At 70.2% G+C, this 24,972-nt stretch carries 24 protein-coding genes; 17 read left to right on the top strand and 7 right to left on the bottom strand.

The features are described 5' to 3' along the window. Positions 1–18: 18 nt before the first annotated feature. Positions 19–483: a tRNA (adenosine(37)-N6)-threonylcarbamoyltransferase complex ATPase subunit type 1 TsaE gene (gene tsaE, locus ABOD76_RS11520; protein WP_350244988.1), complete on the top strand. Its 465-nt coding sequence runs from the start codon at positions 19–21 to the stop codon at positions 481–483. 54 nt (positions 484–537) lie between these two features. On the opposite strand, the gene ABOD76_RS11515 is transcribed toward tsaE, so the two are convergent. Beyond that, complete coding sequence (locus ABOD76_RS11515) at positions 538–1,908, bottom strand: hypothetical protein (RefSeq protein ID WP_350244987.1); 1,371 nt, start codon at positions 1,906–1,908, stop codon at positions 538–540. 281 nt (positions 1,909–2,189) lie between these two features. Between ABOD76_RS11515 and cdaA the strand changes: the two genes are divergently transcribed. The 5 genes from cdaA to ABOD76_RS11490 all read left to right on the top strand — a co-directional run bounded on the left by cdaA (position 2,190) and on the right by ABOD76_RS11490 (position 6,681). After that, positions 2,190–2,939 carry a diadenylate cyclase CdaA gene (gene cdaA / locus ABOD76_RS11510; RefSeq protein ID WP_350244986.1) on the top strand — a complete coding sequence of 250 codons (750 nt, stop codon included), beginning with the start codon at positions 2,190–2,192 and terminating at the stop codon, positions 2,937–2,939. A 16-nt stretch (positions 2,940–2,955) separates the two neighbouring features. Beyond that, positions 2,956–3,885, top strand: a complete 930-nt coding sequence (locus ABOD76_RS11505) for a CdaR family protein (RefSeq protein ID WP_350244985.1) — start codon at positions 2,956–2,958, stop codon at positions 3,883–3,885. A 59-nt stretch (positions 3,886–3,944) separates the two neighbouring features. Continuing rightward, positions 3,945–4,583 carry a peptide deformylase gene (gene def / locus ABOD76_RS11500; RefSeq protein ID WP_350244984.1) on the top strand — a complete coding sequence of 213 codons (639 nt, stop codon included), beginning with the start codon at positions 3,945–3,947 and terminating at the stop codon, positions 4,581–4,583. Beyond that, on the top strand, positions 4,580–5,515 hold the full coding sequence (gene fmt / locus ABOD76_RS11495) for a methionyl-tRNA formyltransferase (RefSeq protein ID WP_350244983.1): 936 nt from the start codon (positions 4,580–4,582) through the stop codon (positions 5,513–5,515). The genes def and fmt overlap by 4 nt, the downstream gene beginning before the upstream one ends. Before the next feature lie 146 nt (positions 5,516–5,661). Continuing rightward, positions 5,662–6,681: a GGDEF domain-containing protein gene (locus tag ABOD76_RS11490; RefSeq protein ID WP_350244982.1), complete on the top strand. Its 1,020-nt coding sequence runs from the start codon at positions 5,662–5,664 to the stop codon at positions 6,679–6,681. Here ABOD76_RS11490 and mnmA read toward each other — a convergent pair. The 3 genes from mnmA to ABOD76_RS11475 form a co-directional block, all read right to left on the bottom strand. Further along, positions 6,678–7,766 (bottom strand): tRNA 2-thiouridine(34) synthase MnmA, encoded by a 1,089-nt coding sequence (gene mnmA, locus ABOD76_RS11485; protein WP_350245249.1) that lies wholly within the window; start codon positions 7,764–7,766, stop codon positions 6,678–6,680. The two genes, ABOD76_RS11490 and mnmA, sit on opposite strands and share 4 nt — an antisense overlap. Before the next feature lie 251 nt (positions 7,767–8,017). Continuing rightward, on the bottom strand, positions 8,018–9,313 hold the full coding sequence (odhB, locus tag ABOD76_RS11480) for a 2-oxoglutarate dehydrogenase complex dihydrolipoyllysine-residue succinyltransferase (protein ID WP_350244981.1): 1,296 nt from the start codon (positions 9,311–9,313) through the stop codon (positions 8,018–8,020). A 123-nt stretch (positions 9,314–9,436) separates the two neighbouring features. Next, positions 9,437–12,277, bottom strand: a complete 2,841-nt coding sequence (locus tag ABOD76_RS11475; protein ID WP_350244980.1) for a 2-oxoglutarate dehydrogenase E1 component — start codon at positions 12,275–12,277, stop codon at positions 9,437–9,439. Between the two features lie 236 nt (positions 12,278–12,513). Between ABOD76_RS11475 and ABOD76_RS11470 the strand changes: the two genes are divergently transcribed. Then, positions 12,514–13,278 (top strand): hypothetical protein, encoded by a 765-nt coding sequence (locus tag ABOD76_RS11470; RefSeq protein WP_350244979.1) that lies wholly within the window; start codon positions 12,514–12,516, stop codon positions 13,276–13,278. Positions 13,279–13,445: 167 nt separating this feature from the next. Further along, positions 13,446–14,255, top strand: a complete 810-nt coding sequence (locus ABOD76_RS11465; RefSeq protein ID WP_350244978.1) for a class I SAM-dependent methyltransferase — start codon at positions 13,446–13,448, stop codon at positions 14,253–14,255. Positions 14,256–14,313: 58 nt separating this feature from the next. Here ABOD76_RS11465 and gmk read toward each other — a convergent pair whose 3' ends face one another. After that, positions 14,314–14,967, bottom strand: coding sequence for a guanylate kinase (gmk, locus tag ABOD76_RS11460; protein WP_350244977.1), 654 nt, complete (start codon positions 14,965–14,967; stop codon positions 14,314–14,316). A gap of 131 nt (positions 14,968–15,098) precedes the next feature. Beyond that, a complete protein-coding gene (locus tag ABOD76_RS11455; protein WP_350244976.1) occupies positions 15,099–16,397 on the bottom strand; it encodes an NPCBM/NEW2 domain-containing protein in 1,299 nt (432 codons plus the stop codon). 274 nt (positions 16,398–16,671) lie between these two features. On the opposite strand from ABOD76_RS11455, the gene ccsA reads away from it, so the two are divergent. The 9 genes from ccsA (at position 16,672) to ABOD76_RS11410 (ending at position 23,693) form a co-directional block, all read left to right on the top strand. After that, entirely contained in the window at positions 16,672–17,400 is a 729-nt protein-coding gene (ccsA, locus tag ABOD76_RS11450) for a cytochrome c biogenesis protein CcsA (protein ID WP_350244975.1), read from the top strand. Further along, positions 17,393–17,509, top strand: a complete 117-nt coding sequence (gene ccmD / locus ABOD76_RS11445) for a heme exporter protein CcmD (protein ID WP_350244974.1) — start codon at positions 17,393–17,395, stop codon at positions 17,507–17,509. The genes ccsA and ccmD overlap by 8 nt, the downstream gene beginning before the upstream one ends. 2 nt (positions 17,510–17,511) lie before the next feature. Next, entirely contained in the window at positions 17,512–17,970 is a 459-nt protein-coding gene (gene ccmE / locus ABOD76_RS11440; RefSeq protein ID WP_350245248.1) for a cytochrome c maturation protein CcmE, read from the top strand. Between the two features lie 7 nt (positions 17,971–17,977). Further along, on the top strand, positions 17,978–19,951 hold the full coding sequence (locus tag ABOD76_RS11435) for a heme lyase CcmF/NrfE family subunit (RefSeq protein ID WP_350244972.1): 1,974 nt from the start codon (positions 17,978–17,980) through the stop codon (positions 19,949–19,951). Between the two features lie 20 nt (positions 19,952–19,971). Beyond that, positions 19,972–20,547 (top strand): TlpA family protein disulfide reductase, encoded by a 576-nt coding sequence (locus ABOD76_RS11430; RefSeq protein WP_350244971.1) that lies wholly within the window; start codon positions 19,972–19,974, stop codon positions 20,545–20,547. Between the two features lie 23 nt (positions 20,548–20,570). Continuing rightward, positions 20,571–21,029: a cytochrome c-type biogenesis protein gene (locus ABOD76_RS11425; RefSeq protein WP_350244970.1), complete on the top strand. Its 459-nt coding sequence runs from the start codon at positions 20,571–20,573 to the stop codon at positions 21,027–21,029. Beyond that, positions 21,026–22,063 (top strand): c-type cytochrome, encoded by a 1,038-nt coding sequence (locus ABOD76_RS11420; RefSeq protein WP_350244969.1) that lies wholly within the window; start codon positions 21,026–21,028, stop codon positions 22,061–22,063. Before ABOD76_RS11425 ends, ABOD76_RS11420 begins: the two co-directional genes overlap by 4 nt. Further along, a complete protein-coding gene (locus tag ABOD76_RS11415; RefSeq protein WP_350244967.1) occupies positions 22,060–22,626 on the top strand; it encodes a ubiquinol-cytochrome c reductase iron-sulfur subunit in 567 nt (188 codons plus the stop codon). Before ABOD76_RS11420 ends, ABOD76_RS11415 begins: the two co-directional genes overlap by 4 nt. 212 nt (positions 22,627–22,838) lie before the next feature. Continuing rightward, a complete protein-coding gene (locus ABOD76_RS11410) occupies positions 22,839–23,693 on the top strand; it encodes an ion transporter (RefSeq protein ID WP_350244966.1) in 855 nt (284 codons plus the stop codon). A 133-nt stretch (positions 23,694–23,826) separates the two neighbouring features. On the opposite strand, the gene ABOD76_RS11405 is transcribed toward ABOD76_RS11410, so the two are convergent. Next, positions 23,827–24,969, bottom strand: a complete 1,143-nt coding sequence (locus ABOD76_RS11405; protein ID WP_350244965.1) for an HD domain-containing phosphohydrolase — start codon at positions 24,967–24,969, stop codon at positions 23,827–23,829. Positions 24,970–24,972 lie beyond the last annotated feature (3 nt).

Genomic DNA, 24,972 nt, shown 5'->3' with positions numbered 1-24,972 from the left:
CTGCTACAGTCAACACCCATGGACCGCACGACCACCCAGCTGCTGGCTGACCTGGACCTGCCCACGCCCGGCCGCACCCTCCTGTTGCCGGGCGTGGAGGCCCAGCAGTGGCTGGGCGCCCGGCTGGCTGAGCTGCCGCCCGGCACGCTGCTGTTTCTGGAGGGCGAACTGGGCAGCGGCAAGACCACGCTGACCCAGGGGCTGGTGCGGGCGCTCGGCTTCTCCGGGCTGGTCAGCAGCCCCACCTATGCCCTGATGCACCGCTACCCGGCGGTGCAGGGCGCGGTGCTGCACATCGACGCCTACCGGGTGCGCCACCCGCAGGAACTGTACGAGATGGACCTGGAGGTGCTGGTGCAGCAGGCCCGGCTGAGCGTGATGGAGTGGGGGCAGCTGTACTACCCGGACTTCCCCGACGCCCCGATCCTGCGCCTGCAGCACCAGGACGATCCGGACGTGCGTCTGCTGGAACGGGTGCGCTGACAGGAAAACGGCGCACCCCCGCCGGATGGCTGGGGGTGCGCCGCTTTCGCCTGTTCAGCCTTTGAGCTGTGCCTGTGGCTTCAGGCGCCGGCGCATGCCGTCCGCGTACTCTCCCAGGTCGGTCAGCAACGCGCGCATGTCGCTGCGCAGGTAGTACTGGCCGCCCGGCAGCGGCGTCAGGGCCAGGAATGGCGGGCGGGTGAGCGTTTCCAGGATGTCCTGCAGCTCGGCCGTGTTCACGCCGCTGCCCAGACGCTCGGCCAGCCGGGGCAACGCCACCAGGCTGTGGGCCGGCTGCTGCGCCAGGGTCATCAGCACGTGCGAGAAGCTGCCGCGCTGGGCCAGGTGGGCGCTGACCAGTTCGGCCACGCTCGCCACACTCTCCTGATCGAAGGAGCCGGTGTTCCAGTAGCCGCGCAGGTCCACCGGCGACAGCGGCGCCAGCCGGGCATGCTCCAGCAGGGCGAACAGGGCCTCGCGGGTGAAGCGCGGCACGCCCTGCGGACGCTCGTGCTCCTCAGTGATCAGGGCCTTGTAGTCGCACGGTTCCTGCCAGCCGGGCGCCTGCAGCGCCGCTTCGCTGGTGGCCAGCAGCACCTGGTAGCCGTGCGGTCCCAGCTCGGCATGCAGCCGCACCACACCGCCGCCCAGATGCTGGCAGCGGTAGCCGGTCAGCCGGGCCAGCTCCGAGAGCTGTTCTTCCAGCGTCTGCACCGCTGCTGGGGCCACCGGCAGCACCGGCACTTCCGGCAGCGGGGCCGGCTTCGGTGCAGGCTGCACCTGGACGGCCACCGCCCGTTCCCGCTCGGTCACCGGTTCCGGGGGGCGCTGGACCGGCACCGGCCCCCGTACGGCGGCCGGCTGCGGCTCCCGCTGAGGGCGGCGGGCCACCGCGGGAGCCGCAGCGTCGTTGCGCCGAGCCTCTGCAGCGGGGGCCGGCTGCTCCTGAGGCACGTCTGAGGGGGCCGGCTCCGGCACCCGGCGCCGCGGCTCGGGCGCCAGATCTGCCGGTGGTGCGTCGGGAACGCGGCGCTCCATCCGCACCTCACGCACGTAGGGACTGGCGCTCACCACCACCCGGGTGGTGGGGGGCGGTGTCGGCCGCGCCGGGGCGCTGCTGGCCGGCCCGGGCACCGGCCGGGACAGCGGCTTGACCACGCAGTCCACCAGATAGCGGCCCTCACCCTGCGCGGTGATGAGCAGCACGTCGTTGACGCCCAGGTGGTGGGCGCGGTACAGCTCGCCCATGCCCAGCAGCCGCGCGCGCGGCCGGTCTGGCGTGACCGGATAGCTGCGGCCCGACAGGTCCTGGAACGTGAAGGTTTCGGACGGGTCTTCAGAAAACAGCGGCTCCAGATACTTCAGAAGACGCAGACTTCCTTCAGCCAGGCAGGGTCGGGTGATGATGTAGCGCGCAGCCTTCACAGATCCTCCAGAAGCAGCTCTGCCCGGCGCACGGGGCGCAGGGTACGCTGCCGGAACAGGTCAGTATCGAAAGAACAACATCCACGGCAGAACAAGAACTAAACGGCATTATCCTACATTTGTTATGTGAAGGTGCAACATCTGTTAATTTGGCCTGGTTCTTAAAACAAATGCAGGATTTTACAAATAACAGAACCCGCAGCGCTGCCCCCGGCCCTGCAAACGCTTTATAGTGCGGACAGCAGCAGAGAGGGGAGGAGGAGCGACGACTGTTCGGGGCATTGCTGAGCCAGGCTGGTCTGGGTCTGAAGGACCTGCTCGACGTGGCGCTGGTCGGCCTCCTGATCTACCAGGGCTACGTGCTGGTCAGCGGCACGCGCGCCGTCAACGTGCTGCGCGGCGTGCTGGTGTTCGCCGCGCTGTGGGTGGTGAGTCTGCTGCTGGGCCTGACCACCCTGAGTTACCTGCTGGGGCGGGTCGGCACGGTCGGGCTGTTCGCGCTGGTGGTGGTGTTCCAGCCGGAACTGCGTCAGGCGCTGGAGCGGCTGGGCCGTCCACGCACGCTGGGGGCGGCCCGCGGCGGCGCGGCGCTCCAGGAGCTGTCGCGGGCGATGGAACGGATGGCCGAGCGCAAGACCGGCGCCCTGGTGGCCATCGAGCGGCGCACCCCGCTGGGCGAGTACGCCCGCAGCGGCGTGGGCCTGGACGCGCAGCTGAGTACCCCCTTTGTGGAGGCGCTGTTCGCCCGCAACGCCCCGCTGCACGACGGCGGCGTGATCGTGCAGGGCGACCGGGTGGTGGCCGCCGCCTGCCTGTTTCCGCTGCAGAGCAGCGACGGCACCTACCGGCGCTACGGCACCCGGCACCGCGCCGCGCTGGGCCTCTCGGAACTCACCGACGCGGTGGTGGTGGTGGTGAGCGAGGAACGCGGCAGCATCCGCATCGCGCTGGCCGGCCGGCTGGGGCCGGAGCTGACGGTGGGCGAGCTGCGCGACCGGCTGCGCGAGCTGGTCTACGAGGAGACGCTGTGAGCCGGGCAGGGCGGCCATGACCCGCCTGCGGCACTGGCTGTCGCCCGGCTATGTGTGGCGGCGCACGGTCCACAACCTGCCGCAGAAACTGCTGGCGCTGGCGGCGGCCATCGCGCTGTGGCTGGTGGCCACCGCCGACCGCCGCACCAACATCGAGCAGAGTTTCGACGTGACGCTGGAGGTGCGCGACACCACCGGCGGCAGCAGCAAGCGGGCCGTGAGCAGCCTGCCCGGCACGGTCCGCGTCACGCTCAGCGGCACCCGGCAGCGGCTCCAGGCCCTGCGGCCCGATACAGTGGAGGCCACCGTGGACACCACCAACGTGCCGGAGGGCAGCTTCAGCCTGCCGGTGGAGGTGCGCGCCCCGGACGGCACCCACATGGTCCGCACCACGCCGGGCCGGGTCGAGGGCTTTGTGGACAGCCAGCTGAGCCGCGCGTTCGTGGTGGAGCTGAGTGTGGGGGGGCCCGCCCAGAACAGCCTGCCGCGCTACACGCTCAGCCCGGCGCGCACCGAGGTGAGCGGCCCCAGCCGGCTGGTCAACTCGGTCAGCCGGGTGGTGACGGTGCCGGTGGTGCTGCAGCCGGGCGACCAGAGTCCGGCCAACCTGATCGCGCTGAGCAGCGACGGCAGCGCCGTGACCGGGCTGACGTTGAACCCCGGCGGCGTTACGGTGACGCGCATCGACCAGGGCGGGCTGCCGCTCAAAACGGTGCCGGTCACGCTCCCGCGTCCCCCGGCCGGTCTGGAGGTGGTGAGCAGCAGCATCGAACCGGCGACCGTGCGGGTGGTGGCGCCGACAGCGGTGCTGGCCACGCTCCAGAGTGCGCCGGCCGTCCTGACCTACCGGGAGGGCAGTTACAACCTGACGCCGGCCCTGAAGCTGCCGTCCGGCGCGCAGGCGCTGGAGCAGGTGCGGGTGCGGCTGACGGTGCGCAAGCGCTAGCCGGAACGTCGCGCGCCTCCCGAACACCCGCCGCCGGATACGCTAGAACTACAGGTATTGTGACGCAGCCCGCTCCCCACATCTATCCGATCCGTCTGTACGGCGACCCGGTCCTGAGGCGCAAGGCCCGGCCGATCCAGGACGTTCAGGCCCCGGTTCAGGTGCCCGGTTTCGCGCCCGCCCCGCTGAAGCGGGTGGCCGACCGGATGCTGGAAACCATGTTCGAGGCGCGTGGCGTGGGCCTCGCCGCCCCCCAGATCGGGCTGAGCGCCCGGATGTTCGTGGCCGTGGAGTACGAGGACGACGAGGACGAGGGCGACGAGGCCCCGCTCAAGAGCCGGGTGCTGCGCAGCTACGTGATGCTCAATCCCACGCTGAGCGTGCTGAACAAGCGCCAGGACGACCACTATCAGGAAGGCTGCCTGAGCATTCCCGGCATCTACGAGGAGGGCGTCAAGCGGCGGCGGGCGGTGCGGGTGGACTATACCGACCTGGACGGCCAGCCGCGCAGCATCGAGGCCGAGGACTACCTGGCGCGGGTGTTCCAGCACGAGATTGACCATCTGGACGGCGTGTTCTTTCTGGACCACCTGCCGGCGGCAGTCACCGACGAGCACCGCAAGGCGCTGGGGCAGATGCAGCGTCACGCACGCGCCTACCTGCGCGAGCTGGAGCAGCGCGGCCCGGACGACGTGTGACCCGCCGGGTGGCCTTCTTCGGCTCCCCGGCCTTCGCAGTGCCGGTGCTGGACGCCATCCGGGCCGAGCATGAGGTGGTGCTGGTGGTGGCGCAGCCGGACAAACCGGTGGGGCGCGGCCTGCGGCTCACGCCGCCGCCGGTGGCCGCCCACGCGGCTGAGCTGGGCCTGCCGCTGCAGCAGCCGGCGCGGCTGCGCGGCAACAGCGAGTTTGCCGCGCAGCTGCAGGCCAGCGGCGCCGAGGTGGCCGTGACGTGCGCCTACGGCAAAATCCTGCCGGCCGCCCTGCTGCAGCTGCCACGCTACGGATTTCTCAACACCCACACCAGCCTGCTGCCGCGCTACCGGGGGGCCGCCCCGATTCAGTGGGCGCTGATCCGGGGCGAACAGGTCAGCGGCACCACCATCATGCAGACCGATCCGGGCATGGACACCGGCCCGATCCTGCTGCAGGAAGCGCTCGACATTCCGCCGGACTGGACCGCCCCCGAGCTGGCCGACGCGCTGCAGCAGCAGGCCGCCCGGCTGATCGTGGCCGCGCTGGCCCAGCTGGACACGCTGACGCCCACCCCGCAGGACGAACAGCAGGCCACCCTCGCCCCACTGCTGGAGAAACGTGACGGCGAGGTGCGCTGGCACGAGTCGGCTCAGGCGGTCTACAACCGCTACCGGGGTGTCTACAGCTGGCCGCAGAGCAGCGGGCGCATCGGCGGCCAGCGCCTGACGCTGCGGCAGATGCAGCTGGCGGCCGGGCAGGGCGCGCCGGGGGAGGTGCTGGCCGCCGATGCCCAGGGGGTGCTGGTGGCCTGCGGCGAGGGGGCGGTGCGGCTGCTGACGGTTCAGCCGGACAGCCGCCGGCCCATGCCCGCCGCCGACTGGTGGCGCGGCAGTGGCCTCGCGCTGGGCGAGCGCTTCGAACTGACGCAGGGCTGAGGGCCGCACCCGTCAGGGTTGAATTCAGCACGGCGGCCCTGGGCACCCTGGGTTACGCTTGAAGCCATCGCCTGCAGGGCGGGCCGGGGGCTCCACTGAACGTCTACGATCAGATCGTCACAAACTTTCTCGCGCTGGTGGGCCTGATGTCGCTGGTGGGTCTGACCTTTCCGTACCGGGGACAGGACCGGCGGCGCCACCGGCTGGCCCGCGGCCTGCTGCTGTCGGCCAGCGTGTTTCTGCTGCTTCGCTACGCCCTGGACCTGGAGCCGGGCATCAAGTTCGACTTCCGCTTCGCGCCGCTGGCCTTGGCCACGCTATTGGGCGGCCCGCTCTACGGCCTGCTGGTGGCGCTGCCCAGCCTGGCCTACCGCGTCTGGCTGGGTGGGGCCGGGGCGCTGCCGGGCGTGCTCTTCACCCTCCTGACCCTGCTGGTGTCGGCGCTGATCGGCCGGGTGCGCAACCCGCTGCGGGCGCCTGCCAGCCTGTGGCCGCTGGTGGCCAGCAGCGCGGTTATCGCCGGTGCCGGCAACCTGATCTACCTGATGGTGCCAAACGGCCTGCACCTGCTGCTGCTGGCCACCGCCCTGCTGCCGCTCAAGGTGGCCGCCCTGACGCTCAGCGTGGTGCTGGTGCAGGCGCGGCTGCGGCTGGTCGGCTCGTTTCAGAACGTGCGGAGCATGGCCTACACCGACAAGCTGACCGGGCTGGGCAACCGCCGCAGCCTGGACGAGGGCCTGCTGCCCGGCCACACCGAACCGGCGAGTTTCCTGCTGCTGCTGGACCTGGACCACTTCAAGCTGGTGAACGACTCGCGCGGTCATGACTTCGGCGACCGGGTGCTGAGCAGCACGGCCCAGGCCATCTCACGCAGCATCCGGCCGCACGACAGCGCCTACCGCTACGGCGGCGAGGAGTTCGCGGTGCTGCTGCGGCAGTGTACGCCGGTGCAGGCGCGGCAGGTGGCCGAACGGGTACGGCAGAACGTGGCGCAGCAGGTGCTGCGGGAGACCGGGCAGGCCGTGACGATCAGCGCCGGATGCACCCCCGTGGACGGCCAGCAGGCGGCCGACCTGCTGCGCGACGCGGACGAGGCGCTGTATCAGGCCAAGCACCGGGGCCGCAACCGGGTGGTGTGGCGCGGCGCCGAACCGCTCAGCGCCTAGACGCCCACCGGCACACGCTGCTCCCCCATCTGAGGCAGGTCGCGGATGTGGTCCTCGATCAGGCCGCCGCCCAGCAGCCTGGAGCCGCTGTAGAGCACCGCGCTCTGCCCCGGCGCCACCGCAAACTGCGGGTCCAGCAGTTCCAGCTCAAAGCCGTGCTCGTCGGCGTGCAGCACCCGGGCCGGGACCGGCGTGCTGCGGTAGCGCACCTGCACCTCCAGCTGCTCCGGCAGTTCCGAGAGCGGCAGCAGGTAGTTGGCCGCGCTGGCCCGCAGCCCGCTCCACAGACAGTCGGCGTAATCGCCCACCCAGACGGTGTTGCTGGCGGGGTCCAGGTGCACCACGTGCCGCACCTGGTGGCTGCGGAACAGCCCCAGGCCCTTCTTCTGCCCCAGGGTGTAGAACTGGGTGCCCAGATGCTCGCCCACCACCTCGCCGGTGTGGATCTCGCGGATCTGGCCCCGCGCCTGCGGCACGTACTCGGCCACGAACTCGCGGACGGTGCCGGGCACGAAGCAGATGTTCTGGCTCTCCGGCTTCTGGGCGGTCAGCAGGCCGTGGTCGGCCGCCAGCGCGCGCACCTGCGGCTTCTCCAGCGTGCCCACCGGGAACAGGATGTACGGCAGGGCCTCGCGCGGGGTGCCCCACAGGAAGTAGGTCTGGTCCTTGCGGGGGTCATCGCCCCGGTGGAACTCCACGCCCCGCTCGGTGTCCAGGCGCTTCACGTAGTGCCCGGTGGCCACGTAGTCGCAGCCGAGCATGCGCGCCTTCTTCACCAGCTCATCGAACTTCACCTTGGTGTTGCAGTTGACGCAGGGGTTGGGGGTGCGGCCCGCCCGGTACTCCTCGATGAACGGCTCCATGATGTGCTGCCGGAACTGCTCGCGGTAATCCAGCAGGTAGAACGGCACCCCCACCTGATCCGCCACCCGCCGGGCCTCATAGGCCGCGTCGGGCGAGCAGCAGCTGTCGAAGGTGTCCACCCGTTTCTCGTCGGGCCAGAAGCGCATCATCGCCCCGATCACCTCGTAGCCCTGCTCCTTGAGCAAGGCCGCCGAGACGCTGGAATCCACGCCCCCCGACATTGCACACAACACCCGCCTGCCCGCTCCACTCGTCACCGGGGGAGTGTAGCAGGCCGGCGGGCGGCGGATGGTGGCGCGTGGAACGGGCAGGGGCGGAACAGGGAGCCGGTCGCTCTCTGTTCCGCCCCGAATGGCGTCGGTGGCCGCGCAGGGCGGCCGGCCCGTTGATGCCAGCGTCTCTGGTCCTTAGTGCTCCGCGCCTCGGGGCGGGCCGGTGCCTGACGCCCGACTCCGTCCCGCGTCGCTGTTTCTTACAGGTCCAGCAGCAGCCGGGCCGGGTCTTCCAGCAGGTTCTTGACCGTCACCAGGAACTGCACCGCTTCCTTGCCGTCGATGATGCGGTGGTCGTAGCTGAGCGCCACGTACATCATCGGGGCGATCACGACCTGACCGTTCTGGGCGATGGGCCGCTCGATGATGTTGTGCATGCCCAGGATGGCACTCTGCGGCGCGTTGATGATCGGGGTGCTCATCATGCTGCCGAAGGTGCCGCCGTTGGTGATGCTGAAGGTGCCGCCCGACATGTCGTCCAGCGTCAGCTTGCCGGCCTTGGCCTTGACCGCGAAGCCCGCGATGGCCTTCTCGATGTCGGCGAGGCTCATGGCGTCGGTGTCACGCAGCACCGGCACCACCAGGCCACGGTCCGACGCGACCGCGATGCCCAGGTCGTAGTAGCCGTGGTAGATCACGTCCTTGCCTTCGACGCTGGCGTTGACCACCGGGAAGGCCTTGAGGGCCTCGGTGGCCGCCCGCACGAACAGGCTCATGAACCCCAGCTTGACGCCGTGCTTGGCCACGAACTGGTCCTGGTACTTCTTGCGCAGGTCCATCGAGGGCTTCATATTGACTTCGTTGAAGGTGGTCAGCAGGGCGGCGGTGTTCTGCACTTCCTTGAGCCGCTCGGCAATGCGCTGACGGATGCGGGTCATCGGCACGCGCTGTTCGCTGCGCGGCCCGCTGGCCACCGGGGCGGGAGCCGACGGCGCAGGGGCGCTGGCCGGCTGGCTGGGCGCGCGCATGCTGGCCGGCTCGGCGGCCTCCTGCGGTCCCTGGTAGGTGGCGCCGCCCTGGGCCGCCACCACCGCGTCCTGCTTGGTGATGTTGCCCTTGGGCCCGCTGGCCGGAATCTGGGCCGCGTCCAGCCCGTGCTCGGCCACCACCCGGCGCACCGCCGGGGAGAGGGCGGGCGCGCTGCCGGCCGGCTGCGAATCCGGCTGAACGGCGGTGCCGGCGGCGGTCGCCTCACCGGTCACCGGACCGGCGGCGCGGTCGGCTTCCGGGGCGGCCGGGGTGGCCACGGCCGGTGCACTGCCGGCCTCGCCCAGCACGCCAATCACTTCCTCGCTGAGCACCGTGTCGCCCTCATTCCGGGCCGCGCTCTGCATCACGCCGTCCTGCAGCGCCGTCACCTCCAGCACCACTTTGTCGGTCTCGATCTCGGCCAGCACGTCGCCGCGCTTCACCGGATCGCCGGGGTGCTTGTGCCAGGCCAGCAGCGTGCCTTCGCTGACCGATTCGGAAAAGACGGGAACCTTGATGTCGGGCATGAACTGTTGCTCCTTCGTGAATCTGGAGAGAGATGATGAACCGCAGTGAACCGGGCAGGAGCGTGGCCTGTGGCGACCGGGAACCGCTGTTCCTGCTCCCGCCACAGGCCGCTGCGGCCCCGGTTACGACTGAGCGGTGGCTTCCTTCTTGACCGGGATGGTCGTGACCGGCACCGCCGCGCCCAGCGCGTCGGTGATCACCTGCGCCTGCTCGCGGGCATGCACCTGCGCGTAGCCGACCGCCGTGCTGGCGCTGCGCGGGCGGCCCGCGTAGCTGAGCGTCTGGCCCGGCTGCAGCGCCGCCCGCAGGTCGTCCTGCAGCATCAGCCAGGCGCCCTGGTTCTGCGGCTCCTCCTGCGCCCAGACCACCTGCGCGCCGGGGTACAGGCTCAGCTCGGCCTGCAACTGGGCGGCCGGGAACGGGTACAGCTGCTCCAGCCGGATCAGGGCCACCTGCGTCTGCAGGCCGCCCTTTTCGCGGGCCTCGCTCAGCTCCCAGTGCAGCTTGCCGCTGCTGATGACCACCCGGCGGGCGCTGCTGGCCTGCACGTCTCCGATCACCTCCTGGAAGCGGCCGTCGGTGAACTCCGAAAGCTCGCTCATGGCGGCCTTGTTGCGCAGCAGGCTCTTGGGGCTCATCACGATCAGCGGCTTGCGGTACGGCCGGATCATCTGGCGGCGCAGCAGGTGGAAAATCTGCGACGCGCTGCTCGGCACCACCACCTGCATGTTCTTCTGGGCACACAGCTGCAGGTAGCGCTCCAGCCGGGCGCTGGAGTGCTCCGGCCCCTGGCCTTCATAGCCGTGCGGCAGCAGCAGGGTCAGGCCGCACAGGCGCTGCCACTTGCTCTCGCCGGCGCTGATGAACTGGTCAATGACCGCCTGCGCGCCGTTGGCGAAGTCGCCGAACTGCGCCTCCCACAGCACCAGCGAGTCGGGGGCACTGGTGGCGTAGCCGTATTCGAAGGCCATCACCGCCTCCTCCGAGAGCGTGCTGTCGATCACCTCGATGCGGCCCTGCTCCGGGCTGAGGTGCGCCAGCGACAGGTACTCTTCGCCGGCCGGGTCCTGGGCCGTCTGGTCGTGCAGCACCGCGTGGCGGTGCACGAAGGTGCCGCGCCCGGCGTCCTGCCCGTCCAGGCGCACGTTGTACCCTTCCATCAGCAGGGTCGCGTAGGCGAGCGTCTCGCCCATGCCCCAGTCGAGCGGCTGGTTGCCCAGCGACATCTCGCGGCGGTTCTTGAGCACCCGCTCCACAGCGCGGTGCACCCCGAAGCCCTCCGGCACGCTGGCGAGGCGCTCGCCCAGCGTTTCCAGCAGCTCACGCGGCACCGCCGTGCGGCTCTCCTCGGACCAGTGGGTGTCCAGGTACTTGCGCCAGTCCAGCGCCAGGGCGCTCTGTTCGTCGTTGCGGATCTCCTCCACCACGCTCTCGCCCGCGTCCAGCCGGTCGCGGAAGCTGGTGACCAGCGCGTCGGCCTCGCCCGGCTTCAGCACGCCGCCCTGCTCCAGCGCCTGCGCGTACAGCGCGCGGGTGCCGGGGTGGGCCTTGATCTCGCGGTACATGATCGGCTGGGTCATGGTCGGGTCGTCCGACTCGTTGTGCCCATGACGCCGGAAGCACAGCAGGTCGATGAACACGTCCTTGCCGAACTGCTGGCGGTACTGCAGCGCCAGCTCACCGGCGTACACCACCGCCTCCGGGTCGTCGCCGTTGACGTGCATCACCGGCGCGTTGCCGATCTTGGCCACGTCGGTGCAGTAGCGGCTGGACCGGCTGTCGCGCGGGTCCGAGATGGTGAAGCCCACCTGGTTGTTGATCACGATCCGCACCGCGCCGCCGGTGGTGAAGCCGCGCAGCCGCGACAGGTTGATGGTCTCCATCACCACGCCCTGCCCCGCCACCGCCGCGTCGCCGTGGACGGTGATCGGCAGCACCTGCTGGCGGGTGTCGTCGCCGCGGCGGTCCTGGCGGGCGCGCACCGAGCCGTGCACCACCGGCGACACGATCTCCAGGTGCGAGGGGTTGTAGGCCAGCGCCAGGTGCATCGGGCCGCCGGGCGTGGACACGTCCGAGCTGAAACCCATGTGGTACTTCACGTCGCCCGACACGTCCGGGTCGTCGCTGAGGCGCTTCTTGCCCTCGAACTCCGCGAACAGGTCGGCCGGCTTCTTGCCGAAGATGTTGACCAGCACGTTCAGGCGGCCACGGTGGGCCATCCCGATCACCGTCTCCTTGACGCCCAGCTCACCGCCCAGCTGCACCAGCCGGTCCATCAGCGGAATGAAGCTCTCGCCGCCCTCCAGCGAGAAGCGCTTCTGGCCCACGTAGCGCTGACCCAGGTAGCGCTCCAGGCCCTCGGCGGCGTTCAGCTTGCCGAGAATGCGCCGGCGCTGCGCCTCCGAGTAGCTGGGGCGGCCCTGGCTGCGCTCGATGCGCTCCTGGAACCACTCGCGCTCGGTGACCGGCAGGTACGTGAACTCGAAGCCGATGCTGCCGCAGTAGGTGGCCTCCGCCTGCCGGATCACCTCCTGCAGGGTGCCCTGGAACGGGCCCTCGTGCACCTGCTCCTGCAGGTCCTGGGCGGTCAGGCCGTAGTACTCGGGCGTCAGCTCCGGCACCACCGCCGCCGGGCGCATGCTCAGCGGGTTCTTGCGCGCGCCGATGTGCCCGTAGACCCGGTAGGCGCTGATCAGGGCGCTGGCCGCCTGCTGGGCGGCCGAGACGCTGCTCTGCTGAGCCGGCGCGGCGGCGCCGAGGCGCATACGCTGGCGACCCACTTCCAGAAAATGCTGCTGTACCGCCGTGTGGGCGGTGTCCTGTGCGCTGCCGCGCACGCCGTCAAAATAGACGCGCCACTCGTCCGACACGCTGGCCGGGTCCGAGAGGTACGCCTCATACAGCGCCTCGACGAAGGCGGCGTTTCCGCCGGACATCACCGTGCTGTGCTGGGACTCATCCATATCCATAGCACCTTCCAGCATACCCCCACCTCCCGGCAGAGAATGGACCTCCAAGCAGAGTTGCCCCCAGCGCGGTAACAGCCTGCGACCTGTAAGACCGTCGTAAGTGCCGCTTCGCTTAACTGGCCCAAGAGCTGCTGGCTTCCGCTGGCGCACCCACGATCATGTTTCCCTGCCGGTGCTGCCCGGTGGGCTGCCGCTGCCGCTGTTCCCGCCCCATCCGCCCAGGAGGCGCCTTGCTGCCCATCAATCACCTGTCGAGCGCTCCGCCTGCCCCGCTGCCCCGCCTCCACGGGGTGCTGGTGGTGGGCGCTCATCTGAGTGTCCGCAAGGCCCTGGAGCGGCTGCTGGAGCCGTACGGCGTGGGGGTCCAGGGGGCCGCCGGCGGTGCGGACGCCCTGCGGGTGCTGACCCGGCAGCCGGACCTGCTGGTGCTGCTGGACCCGCAGGTGCAGGACGCCGATGGCGCGCCGCTGTGCCGGCGCCTGATCCGCGAGGGCCGGCAGGTGCTGCTGCTCATGCCGGACCAGCAGGCGCCGTCCGGGGCGTGTCCGGAGCAGGGCGCGCTGGACGTGCTCCGCATGCCGCTGGAGCCGCAGCGGGTGCTGGACACCCTGACGCGTCATCTGCAGCTGGACCAGCAGGCGCCTCGGCTGGAGCCGCTGCAGCCCTCAGCGCTGCTGGCCCGGCTGCTGCACGGCGGAGCGCCGCGGCCCGGGCTGCTGGGCGCCTGGCTGCTCAGCCCGGCTGGACCGGTGCTGGAAGCGCTGGGCGAGGGGCTGACGCCGGACCTGCTGGTCACCCTCAACCGGATGGCGCGCGACCTGGGCCAGACGGTGCAGGCGCAGGACGGCGCGCCGCGCAGTCTGGTGCTGGAGTACAGCCAGCGCTGCGTGCTGCTGGTGCCGGAGCCGGACTGGCACGGTCCGCTGCTGGCCTGCCTGCTCAAGGATGCCAGCTACGCCAGCCTGATCCGCTACTGGCTGCAGGCAAAGGCCTGAATCGGCCGCACCAGGACGACGGCCTGTACAGGAGGCCGGCTAAGGCACGTCGGACAACCGGCGTTTCTGCGCTGCGGCTTGAGGGTGCCGCAACGTGATGGCTTGGCAGAGCGCAGATTCATTCCGGATGACACCAGGGAACCTGCCTCCTTCTAGAATGGCGCCACATGGAGCCACTGGCACGCGTACTTGACTTCTATCAGAGTGGCCAGGAGCTGGAGCGCCTGACCACCGGTCTCGGCCGGCTGGAGGCCGAGCGGACGCGAGCCCTGATCACACGCTTCCAGCCAAGCTCGGCTCGCACGGTGCTGGATGTGGGCGGCGGACCGGGCGCGCACGCCCTGTGGCTGGCCGCGTCCGGGCTGGAGGTGCACCTGCTGGATGCCGTACCCCTGCATGTCGAGGCGGCGCTGCGGAGGTCTGCGGCGGCTCCGCGTGGCCTCGCCAGCGCGGTGGTGGGTGACGCCCGCGCGCTGCCCTACCCGGACGCCACAGCAGACATGGTGCTGCTGTTGGGACCGCTCTATCACCTGACCGACCCCCAGGACTGGGCGAACGCCCTGACCGAGGCCTTCCGCTGCGTCAGACCCGGCGGGGTTGTGTTCGCGGCCGCCATTCATCGCGGCGCTTCCACGGTGGTGGGAGCGCAGCGCGGCTGGGTGCTGGATCAGGCGTACCTGGGCATGCTGGAACGCGAGTGGATCACCGGGGAACACCGCCGGCCGGCAGAGTGGCCCCGCCTGTTGGTGGACGCGCACTTCCACAGCCCGCAGGAACTGACAGCTGAGCTGGAGACGGCAGGTTTTTCGGTGGAGCGCGTGTTTGGTCTGGAGGGACCTGGGTGGCTGATGCCCGACTTTTCGGAGGCCGTGCAGGATCCGGAAACGAGAGAAAAGCTGCTGTGGCTCGCCAGCCTCTTGGAGGACGAGCCGGCCCTCAGCCCGCACATCCTCGCCGTGGCTACACGGCCCACTTAAGAAAGTTGGACGCCCCGTCAGGTCCGGGTGGCCGGGGACCCTGGCCCAAAATTCCGGACTAGCCGTCCACCACCTGCTGCAGGTCGGCCTGGGCCCAGCGCGAGGCACGCAGCCGTTCGGACCGCTGCACCGCGTGCATGTCCATCACGGCCCGGTCCAGGTCATCGTTGAGCACCACGTAATCGAAGCGGTGCGCCTCCAGAATCTCCTCGCGGGCGCGGGCCATGCGGCGTTCGATCTGCGCGGGCGTCTCGGTGGCGCGGCCTTCCAGCCGGCGACGCAATTCTGAGAGGCTGGGGGGCATGATGAACACCAGAATGGCCTCCTGGCTGTGCTGACGCACCTGCATGGCCCCCAGCACCTCGATCTCCAGAATCACATCCTGGCCTCGTTCCAGCGCCGCCTCGATCGGGCCGCGCGGCGTGCCGTAGCGGTTGCCGGCGAACTCAGCGTGCTCCAGGAAGCCATCTGAGTGCAGGTGCTGCAGGAACTCGGCCTCGCTGACGAAGTGATAGTCCACGCCGTCCTGCTCACCGTCGCGCGCAGCCCGGGTGGTCATGGACACCGAGTAGAAGACGTTCTGACCGTGCAGCCAGCGTTCGCGCAGGGTGCCCTTGCCGACCCCGCTCGCGCCGGTCATCACGATCAGCAGGCCCCGCTCCGGCCGCTGCTCAGCTTGTTGGTGTGGTGTGGTCTGTGTAGGAAGGGTCATCTCTTGCTCCAGCACGGCAGCCGACATTCCAGAGAGCATAGCCCAGAAGGGCAGACGCGGCTAGGGACGAGAGGTCCCGGCCAGGGACCACCCACATCAGAGCAGGTGATCCCTGGCGCAGTCGGGCTGGTTCAGGGCAGCAGGGTCCAGCGCAGTTCGGTGGTGTTGGTGCCGTACCACGGCAGCCGGTACCCCACGAAATTGCCGGACTGAGCAATGTACGACTGCGTGATGGTCGTCATCGGGTCCAGCCCCGTATCCCTGAGCACGATATCCACCGGCGCACGCAGCTCGCCCGCCACCAGGGTGGTGGGACCAGTTACGGTGGCCTCCGCGTCACTCGAGGTGGACGGCTGGATGGTGATGGGCGTCAGGAACTCGACGGGCGGCGTGGTGCGCACCACCGCCACCACGTGCACGGTGTCGCCGGGATGGCCGCTGGAGAGCGGGGGCTCGAAGCGGGTCTCGACCTTCACGGTCTGGACCTTGACTGCCAGGGCACTGCTGCTGGCCTGCACCGATCCGGCCTGGCCCACCAGCCGGTACTGCCCCTGCAGGTTGTCGAGGTAGTTCGGGATGAAGAAGGGGGGCATGTCCGGCTCGGCCACCACGATCTCGCGGGTCTGCGGGCCGCTGCCGGTGAGCGTCACCGAACCGGTCAGCAGCTGCAGGCCCGGGTGGCCGCTGCCCACGTCCTGCAGACTCAGCGCCACGGTGCCGGCCGGGAAGCCGCTGAAGGTGGCGTGCAGCCGGGCGGTGTGGGTATGGAACACCGTGAGGGCGGATTGGTCCAGCGTGATGATCGGCTGGGTGACGGCCTCGCACTGAATGGTGGGGTTCAGCAGGTCGGCGTGATCGTAGAAGGCGCCGTCGCCGGCGTCGTTCACCACGATCCGGATGCTGACGTCACCGGCCGGCAGCGGGAAGGTCTGCTGCTGCGGCGCGTCACGGCCGGTCTGGGTGAGGCTGCGGAAGGTCGGCGCCCCGTTGATGGACAGCTCGAACTGCACGCTGCCCCGGTCACCCACCTCGTCATCCACCCCGAAGCCGAGGCTCAGGGCGGTGCAGCGGGTGCCCGGCTGCGGCTTCAGATCGTAGCTGAGCAGCGCTGGGGCATGCAGGCCGAAGCCCCGTGCGAAGACCTTCCCGCCCACGGTGAGCGGGTTGCCGTCCAGCTGAGTCCGGCCGCCGTTGCTGCGGTTGACCTCGATGGGCCCCCAGCCGTTCTGGGCCGCCGTGGTCTTCTCGTAGAACAGCGTATTGGTGCCCGGGGTCAGCGACAGCGCACTCAGGGTCGGCGCGCTGGCCGCCCATGGCGCCGGCGGCGCGGCGGCATACCCGGCCACCCATGGATCGGGGGTGGCGGTGGACTGCTGCCCGCACGACACCAGCAGCGCGGCAAGACTGGCCCAGACGATCAGTTTCTGCATGAGTCCTCCTGGCCCAGGACGACAATTCAGGTCGCAGAAGAAGGGAACCGGCTGCAATGTGGGGCGCCATCCATCACACCACTGCGCTCCGGAAAAGACAACCGGTGCGGGCCTGTTCATGCGGCGCAGCGGGCCACCGGAGCAGGGACTCTCATCCTTGCCTGCCCGCCCACATCGGCGCATGCTGTGCATATCGCGGCGTGAACTCTGTCTGTATCCGGCGGTATCCGGATGGCCCTCACGGTCTGCTTCACGTCGCCGGGGGAGAATACTGATGATGCAATCCACCCTGCCTGCGGCACGTGACCGCCTGACCCCTGCGCTGGGTCTGCTGACGCTGGTTCTGATGCTCAGCGGCCTGTACATCGGCCTGTCCGCCCCGCCCGACGTGAACCAGGGGACCCTGGTGCGGCTGCTGTTCATTCACGTGCCGGCCGCGTGGCTGAGCTACCTCGCCTACGGCGGCACCGGCCTGTTCGGCCTGCTGTACCTCGTCACCCGCCAGCGCCGCTTTGACCGGCTGAGCCACAGCAGCGCCGAGATGGGCCTGATGTTCACCATCGCCACCATCATCGTGGGGATGCTGTGGGCCAAGCCCACCTGGGGTGCCTACTGGGTCTGGGAGCCCAGGCTCACCACCACTGCGCTCTCGCTGGTGATCTACGGCGGCTACCTGCTGGTGCGCGGCCTGATTGACGAGCCGGAGCGCCGCGCCCGAGTGGCGGCGGTGATCGGGATCGTGGGCACGCTGTACGTGCCGGTGAACTACATGGCCGTGGAATGGTGGCGCGGCATCCACCAGACCCAGACGCTGAAGCTGCTGGGCGGCATCGGGTTTGCGGCCTCGCCGGCCTACGGCATCGCGCTGACCGTCATGACCGCCGCCTTCACGGTGCTGTACGTGTACCTGCTGCGGACCCGTGGCCGGCTGGCGGCGCTGCAGGAAGCCAGAGAAGAGCGCGAGCTCGGCGCCGAGCTGGGCAGTGAGGTGAGCCGTGGATAAGTTCAGCGGATACGTGATCGCCAGCTACGTCGTGACCTTCGTGGTGCTGCTCGGCTATCTCGGCTGGCTGTGGTGGCGGCTGCGTCAGGAGGAGGGCCAGCGCCGGTGAGCGTGACCTCTCCCACGGCGCTGCCCCAGGCACGTCGCCGTCGCCGCAATCCGGTGCCGCTGGTGCTGGGCGGGCTGGCGCTGGCGCTGCTGCTGGGTTTCATCCTGTTCGGGAACCTCAGCAAGAGCCTGGAGTACTTCGTAACGCCCACCGAGTACCGCCAGGACAGTGCCCAGTACCAGGGCCGCACGGTGCGGCTGGGCGGGCTGGTGCGCCACGCCGAGTACGACCGGCAGACGCTCAACCTCCGCTTCACCATCACCGACTACGGTGCGAGCTACCCGGTGACGTACCAGGGGGCGGTGAGCGACCTGTTCAAGGAGAACCAGGGGGTGGTGGTGCGCGGGCAGTTCCAGAACGGGGTCTTCCATGCCAACGAGCTGCTGGTCAAGCACAGCGAAGAGTACCGGGTGCCCCAGAGCCAGGCGGACATCAAGAGCATGCTGAAGGACACCCAGTGAGGCCGTCATGCTGAACCTGATCAGTTTCCAGGCGAGCCCGCTCGGTGCGGTCGGCCAGATCGCGCTGCTGCTGGCGCTGCTGTTCACGCTCGCCGGCCTGTGGCTGGCGGCAGTGGGCGGCCTGCGCTCCGACGCCCGCGCCACCGAGGGCGCCCGCCGGGCCATCTGGGCGGTGTTCGCCTTCACCACGCTGAGCGTGTTGGTGCTGGAGGTGGCGCTGCTGCGCGACGACTTCTCGGTGCGCTACGTGGCGGGCCACTCGATGCGGGTATCGCCCACCTGGGTCAAGGTCACCACGCTGTGGGCGGCGCTGGAGGGCAGCATCCTGCTGTGGGCCTGGATCCTGTCGCTGTACAGCTTCGTGCTGAGCCTGACGCTGCGCCGCGACGCGTTGCGGCCCTGGGCGCTGGGCGCGATGTTCGTGTCGCTGCTGTTCTTCATCGGCGTGACGGCAGGCGTGGCCAGCCCCTTCACCCCGCTGGCCCAGATTCCCAGCGACGGGGCCGGGCCCAACCCGGCACTGCAGAACCACTGGATGATGGCCGTGCACCCTGTGCTGCTGTACCTGGGCTTCGTGGGCCTGTCGGTGCCGTTCGCGTACGCCGTCTCGGCCCTGATCACCGGGCGGCTCAGCACCCACTGGATTCTGGTGACGCGCCGCTGGACGCTGGTGGCCTGGAGCTTCCTGACCGCCGCCATCGTGGCGGGCGGCTGGTGGAGCTACGAGACGCTCGGCTGGGGCGGCTACTGGGCCTGGGACCCGGTGGAGAACGCCAGCTTCATTCCGTGGCTGCTCACCACCGCGTTCCTGCACAGCCTGCAGATTCAGGAGCGCCGCGGTCAGCTGCGGGCCTGGAACATCTGGCTGATCGTGCTGAGCTACAGCAGCACCGTGCTCGGCACCTTCCTGAACCGCAGCGGCATCGTGCAGAGCGTGCATGCCTTCTCCAACGGCCCGGTGGGCGCGGTGTTCCTGGGCTTCCTGGCGTTCCTGCTGCTGAGCGGCATCGGGCTGGCGGCGTGGCGCGCCCCGCACCTGCGTGACGAGGGCGAGCCGAGCGCGCCCCTGAGCCGTGAGAGCGCCTTCCTGGCCGGCAACTGGCTGTTTCTGGTGTTCTCCAGCATGGTGCTGCTCGGCACGCTGTTCCCGGTGATCGTGGAAGCGGTCACCGGCCACAAGACCAGCGTGGGTGGCCCGTTCTTCGATACCTTCGCGGTGCCGCTGGGCCTGGGCCTGCTGCTGCTGATGGGCGTGGGGCCAATGCTGCCGTGGCGCCGGGCCAGCGGCGAGCGGCTGCTCACCGCGCTGCGCTGGCCGGGCCTGGGTGCTGTGGCCGCGCTGCTGGTGGGGCTGCTGCTGGGCGTGCGCTCGGTGGGCGTGCTGCTGACGCTGGCGCTGTGCGCCTACAACCTGATGGGCCTGGGGCAGCTGACGGCCCGCGCCCTGCGCGAGCGCGGCGGCGACCCGCTGGGCCTGGTGCGGGAACAGCCGCGCCGCTACGGGGCCTACCTGGCGCACGTCGGACTGGTGATCGTGGCGCTGGGGCTGGCCTTCAGCGGCACCTACAAGCAGAGCGCCGAGACCACCCTCAACCGGGGCCAGACGGTGACGCTGCTGGGTCAGTCGCTGTCACTGAGCAGCATCCGGCAGGAGACGTACCCCTACGGCACCTCCAAGGTGGCGCTGGTGCAGGTCAACGGCCGCGCCTACCAGCCACGCGCCAACCTGTACGTGCAGGGCGGCAATACCCTCTATCCCACGCCGGCGGTGCAGTACAGCCCGCTGGGCGATACCTATCTGGTGACCACCGCCTTTGACCCGGCCGGCCAGTGGGCCAGCGTGCGGCTGATCGAGTCGCCGCTGGTGTCCTGGATCTGGGTGGGCACGCTGGTGGTGGTGCTGGGCGCCAGCCTGACGCTGGCCACGCCCCGGCAGGCCGTGCGGCGCACGGTGAGTGCCGGGCTGCAGGCCGCCGACTGAGCGGCCCACGAGGACCTTCCATGACCACATCCAACTCCACCCCCACCCCGGCCGCCCCGCGGCCCTCCTCTCCCCTGCGCCGGGTGCTGCCCCCGCTGATCGCCGCCGTGCTGGTGGTGCTGCTGGGCCTGGGCCTGCTGCGCAGCAACGGCCAGCAGGAGGGCGGCCCACTGGTCGGCAAGGCCGCGCCCAACTTCACCCTCACCACGCTGGACGGCGGCACGCTCAGCCTCGCCTCGCTGAAAGGCCGCCCGGTGGTGCTGAACTTCTGGGCCTCCTGGTGCGTGCCGTGCCGCAGCGAGGCGCCGCTGCTGCGCGAGCTGAGTGAACGTCAGACCGCGGGCGGGCTCGCGGTGGTGGGCGTGGTGTTCAGCGACAAGGACCTGAAGGCGGTGCGGCAGTTCGTCGGCGAGTACGGGCTGGCGTATCCCAGCCTGCTGGACCCGAAGCTGGACACCGCCATCAACTACGGCGTCAGCGGGGTGCCGGAGACCTTCTTCGTGGACCCGCAGGGCGTGGTGCGCGGCTATGACCAGGGCGGCCTGACCCGCGAGCGCCTCACCGCCGGCCTGCAGACGATCGGGGTGAAGTTCTGAACGCGCTGCGCACCACCCTGGCCGTGCTGCTGCTGGTGCTCGGCTGGGCGCTGGCGTCGGCCCCACTGTCGCCGGCGCAGGAGGCCCAGGCGCAGCAGATCGGGCGCACCATCCGCTGCCCAGTGTGCCAGGGGCTGCCGATCACCGAGAGCACCAGTGACCTGAGCCACCAGATGATGCGCGAGTTGAGAAGCCAGGTGCAGCAGGGCCGCGGCGCCGACCAGATCATTCAGTACTTCGCTGCCCGCTACGGCGACACGGTGCTGCTGAATCCGCCCCGGCGCGGCATCAACCTGCTGCTGTGGCTGGCCCCGCTGCTGGCGCTGCTGCTGGGCGGGCTGTGGCTGCTGAGCTACCTGCGTCGCCCGGCGGGTGCCGCCGCGCCGCTGCCCAGCACGCCCGGGCCGGACCCCGATGACGAGGACCCGTATCTGCGACAGGTGCGGGCGGTCAGCTCGGCCCGCAAGGCGCGTGACGCATGACGGCCCTGACCCTGGGGCTGCTGGCCCTGCTGGTGCTGGGCGCCCTGATGCTGGTGCTGGCCCCGCTGCGGCAGGGAGCAAGCCCGGACCCGGACGCCCCGGAACGCGAGCGGCTGGAGCAGGAGCGCGACCGGCTGTATGACGAGCTGCGCGCCCTCCCCGAGGAGGAGCCCGCCCAGCGCACCCGCACCGAACTGGAGCAGCGGGCCGCCCGCACCCTGCGCGCCCTGGACGCGCTGCCACCCGCGCCCAGCCACCGCACCCGGCCCGGCTGGCTGTGGGGCGGCGTGGCCCTGGCGGCCGCACTGGTGCTGGCCGGCAGCGTCAGCTTCATTCCGCGCTGGCAGCTGGGCGGGCTGGCGGCCGACGAGGCCAGCAGCGTCCGCACCGCCCTGACGCTGCCGGCGCTGGCCCGCCGCGCCCAGCAGACGCAGCAGGCCAGCGCCTACCTCGCCTGGGGCAAGGCCGCCTTCGATGCCGGGCTCTACGATCAGGCCGCCAGCGCCTACGCCTCGGCCCTCAAGCAGAACCCGCAGCAGCCGGAAGCGCTGCGGCGGCTGGGCATCATTCTGCTGACCAAGGAGGACGGCAGCGGCCAGCAGACGGTCCCGAACGACCAGGCATTCCTGCTGATCCGCACCGCCGCGCAGCTGGCGCCCAACGACCCGGAAAGTCAGCTGCTGCTGGGCTTCGGATTCTCACGGTACGGAGAGGACCAGCTGGCCCTGGCCGCCCTGGAGCGCTACCGCACCCTGAATCCACAGGGCCGCGACGCCGACGACCTGATCTCGGCCATCCGGGCGCGCCAGAACCAGACCGATCCCGGCGCGCAGGCCTACGCCAGCAACTGCGCCAGCTGCCACGGCGCGTCCGGCAACGGCGGTGTGGGACCAGCGCTGCGAGCGGCCGGGCTCACCCGCGACACCATCGCGGCGGTGGTACAGCACGGCAAGGGCAGCATGCCGGCCTTCCCGAACATCCAGGGCAAGACGCTGGAGGCCCTGGTGACGCTGGTGGAGGGCTGGCAGAAGTGACCCGACTGACCCGCCGCGCCGTGCTGGAACGCTGGTGGCTGCTGCCGGTGGGCGCCACCGTGGGTGTTTTCGGCTTCATGGGGCTGTACGCGGCGCGGGTCAGCCGCAAGAGTGTGCCGGGCGCGCCACAGTTCGTGGGCGGCCCGGCCGTGCGAGTGGCGGCGCTGCCCCAGCTGGACCGCGAATGGGCCGAAGTGCAGTTCGCCTACGCCGGGCGCCCCTGCACGGTGCTGCGGCTGCCGGAGGCCACGCTGGGCGGCCTGAGCGCCGGCGGCCAGCACTACGCCGCCTTCTCGCGGGTCTGCACGCACCTGGGCTGCCCGGTGAACCTGGTGCGTGACGTGGAGGTGCTGGCCTTCAGCTTCAACTACCGCGCGCCCAACCCGCAGGACCAGCACCCGCAACTGGGCTGCCCGTGCCACTTCAGCGTCTTCGATCCGCTCAGGAGCGGGGAGGCGGTGTTCGGCAAGGCCCACCTGCCGCTGCCACGGGTCCGCCTGGAGCGGCGCGGCGACGCGCTGTGGGCCACCGGCATCGAGGCCGCCCCTGCCATCGGCGGCTAGAGATGTGAGTCAAGCCAGAGGGTTCTGGCTGGCCGCCCCTTGCGCCGCCTCGTCCGCCTGACCCTGGGGTGTTCCGAGCAGGGAATTTCTTCCACACCTAGCGGAAAGCGGACGCTGCATAACTGTCGCGGGTCGTCTGCCGGCCCGGTCGGTCAAGGGGAGGTGCAGGGACGCCGCGCGGTTGCCCCGCACCGACTCCCTAGACTGGGGGCATGAGTCACGCGGTGGATACCCGGGCGCCCTGGAGGGTGTCGCTGGGCAACATCATCTTCAACAGCGATACCCCGGCCGGTCGCGCCTTCGACCTGCTGCTGACGGTGCTGATCATTGCAAGCATTCTGGTGGTGGTGCTGGACAGTGTCGCCCGCATCCACCAGCACTACGGCGCGCTGCTGCACGGCGCGGAGCTGTGCTTCACGGCGCTGTTCACCCTGGAGTACGTTGCCCGCCTGGTCACCGCCCGGCGGGCCTCTCACTACGCCAGGAGCTTTTTCGGGCTGGTGGACCTGCTGACCATCCTGCCCGGTGTGGTGGCGCTGACGCTGCCGGGCGCCCAGTACCTGCTGAGCGTGCGGGTGCTGCGGCTGCTGCGGATCTTCCGCATTCTGAAACTGGCCCGCTACCTGAGCGAGGCCAGCGTGCTCTCCACTGCCCTGCGGAACAGCGCCACCAAGATCATCGTGTTTCTCTCGGTGGTGCTGACGATGGTCACGCTGATCGGCAGCCTGATGTACGTCGTGGAGGGGCCGGAGCATGGCTTTACCAGCATTCCGACCAGCATCTACTGGGCCATCGTGACGCTGACGACCGTGGGGTACGGCGACATCGCTCCCGGCACGCCGCTGGGCAAGACGCTCGCGTCGCTGGCCATGATTCTCGGGTACGGGGTGATTGCCGTCCCCACCGGCATCGTCACGGTCAGCCTGACCCAGGCGCAGCGGGCGCGGCAGTCGTTCGTGACGTGTTCACGCTGCGGCCTTCAGGGGCACGAAGGGGACGCCCGGTTCTGTCGTCGTTGCGCGGAGCCGCTCCCTCCTGAGGCGGCGGCAGACCCGGAGCGGCGCTGACCCAGCTACGAACAGGTCCAGTCGAAGGCCACGGCTACCCGACCCATGAAGGCAGGGGGCGAGCCGGAGGCCAGGGCGTTCTCTGCACCATCTCTGGTCCAGGGACTGTGCCGGCCAGCCCGCTCGCCCGGCCCTATGCCCCGCGCTGAATCTGAAGGTGCTGATCCATGACCTTCAGGAAAGCCGCCACCACCTGTGGATCAAAGTGCTGCCCCGCCTGCCGCACAACCTCCTGCAGCGCCTCCTCGGCACTCCAGGCGGTCTTGTAGGGCCGTTCGCTGGTCAGGGCGTCGTAGACGTCACACACGGCGAAGACGCGGGCCAGCAGGGGAATCTGCTCGCCGCTCAGCCCCACCGGGTAGCCACTCCCATCCCAGCGCTCGTGGTGGCTGACGATCACGGCCCGGGCCTCTTCCGGCAGGAACGGCAGCGCCCGGGCAAAGCGCTCGCCCGCCTGCACATGCTGCTGCATCAGCTGCCACTCCAGCGCGTCCAGCGGCCCGGATTTGAGCAGCACCTGATCCGGCACCGCCAGCTTCCCGATGTCGTGCAGGCTGGCACCCCAGCGCAGCGCCTGCCGCTGTTCCGGGCTCAGCCCCAGCGCCGCGCCGATCTCCAGCGCCAGCTGCGTCACCCGGTCGGTGTGACCCTTGGTCTCGTCGTCCCGCAGCTCCAGCGCCAGCCCCAGCGCCCGGACGCTGGCCTCCTGGGCCGCCCACAGCTGCTCCTCTGCCAGCATGCGGGCCGTTACGGTGGCGAGGGTGCTGGCCACCAGCCCAAACAGCTCGATCTCGTGCGGCTGCCACTCGTGCGGCTGAAAGGTGTGCATCAGGTAGGCGCCCACCAGCAGGCCACCCTGGGTCCTCACCGGCGCGGCCGCCACACTGCAGACGCCCAGCTCGGGAAATCCGGCCGCTTCCGGCACCAGCGTCGTGTCGGGAATGTAGATCGGCCCGGAGGTTCCGCTCAGCGCCTGCAGCAGCGGGGTCTCGGACGGAAGGCCGTGCACCGAGATCGCCTGCATCCGGTCGTTGTCGGGCATCTGCCCACTCGCCACGCGCGCGTAGTAGCGCAGCGAGCCACTGTCCAGCTGGAAGTAGGCGGCGCCCACTGCCGAGGTGAGTTCCACCAGCGTCTGCAGGGTGGGTGCCACCGCTTCCGGCAGGGTCGCCGCTTTCAGCGCCTGCCGGGTCAGGTCCAGCACCAGCCCCGCCTCCTTCGATGCGGCGGGCCGGCTGGCCAGGCCAGCTCCCGCCCCCTCCTCCTGCTGACTCACGTT

Origin of the sequence: Deinococcus sonorensis KR-87 (assembly GCF_040256395.1) — a bacterium.
In the GTDB taxonomy this organism is placed as follows: domain Bacteria; phylum Deinococcota; class Deinococci; order Deinococcales; family Deinococcaceae; genus Deinococcus; species Deinococcus sonorensis.
The sequence above is the reverse complement of the archived record's forward strand: the minus strand, read 5'-3'. Positions and strand labels throughout refer to the sequence as shown.

Bases quoted from the DNA above. Each gene is read 5' to 3' on its own strand.
- tsaE (WP_350244988.1), top strand. From the start codon at position 19: ATGGACCGCACGACCACCCAGCTGCTGGCTGACCTGGACCTGCCCACG.
- ABOD76_RS11505 (WP_350244985.1), top strand. From the start codon at position 2,956: ATGACCCGCCTGCGGCACTGGCTGTCGCCCGGCTATGTGTGGCGGCGC.
- ABOD76_RS11490 (WP_350244982.1), top strand. From the start codon at position 5,662: ATGTCGCTGGTGGGTCTGACCTTTCCGTACCGGGGACAGGACCGGCGG.
- mnmA (WP_350245249.1), bottom strand. From the start codon at position 7,766: ATGTCGGGGGGCGTGGATTCCAGCGTCTCGGCGGCCTTGCTCAAGGAG.
- odhB (WP_350244981.1), bottom strand. From the start codon at position 9,313: ATGCCCGACATCAAGGTTCCCGTCTTTTCCGAATCGGTCAGCGAAGGC.
- ABOD76_RS11475 (WP_350244980.1), bottom strand. From the start codon at position 12,277: ATGGATGAGTCCCAGCACAGCACGGTGATGTCCGGCGGAAACGCCGCC.
- ABOD76_RS11465 (WP_350244978.1), top strand. From the start codon at position 13,446: ATGGAGCCACTGGCACGCGTACTTGACTTCTATCAGAGTGGCCAGGAG.
- gmk (WP_350244977.1), bottom strand. From the start codon at position 14,967: ATGACCCTTCCTACACAGACCACACCACACCAACAAGCTGAGCAGCGG.
- ABOD76_RS11455 (WP_350244976.1), bottom strand. From the start codon at position 16,397: ATGCAGAAACTGATCGTCTGGGCCAGTCTTGCCGCGCTGCTGGTGTCG.
- ccsA (WP_350244975.1), top strand. From the start codon at position 16,672: ATGATGCAATCCACCCTGCCTGCGGCACGTGACCGCCTGACCCCTGCG.
- ABOD76_RS11435 (WP_350244972.1), top strand. From the start codon at position 17,978: ATGCTGAACCTGATCAGTTTCCAGGCGAGCCCGCTCGGTGCGGTCGGC.
- ABOD76_RS11430 (WP_350244971.1), top strand. From the start codon at position 19,972: ATGACCACATCCAACTCCACCCCCACCCCGGCCGCCCCGCGGCCCTCC.
- ABOD76_RS11420 (WP_350244969.1), top strand. From the start codon at position 21,026: ATGACGGCCCTGACCCTGGGGCTGCTGGCCCTGCTGGTGCTGGGCGCC.
- ABOD76_RS11410 (WP_350244966.1), top strand. From the start codon at position 22,839: ATGAGTCACGCGGTGGATACCCGGGCGCCCTGGAGGGTGTCGCTGGGC.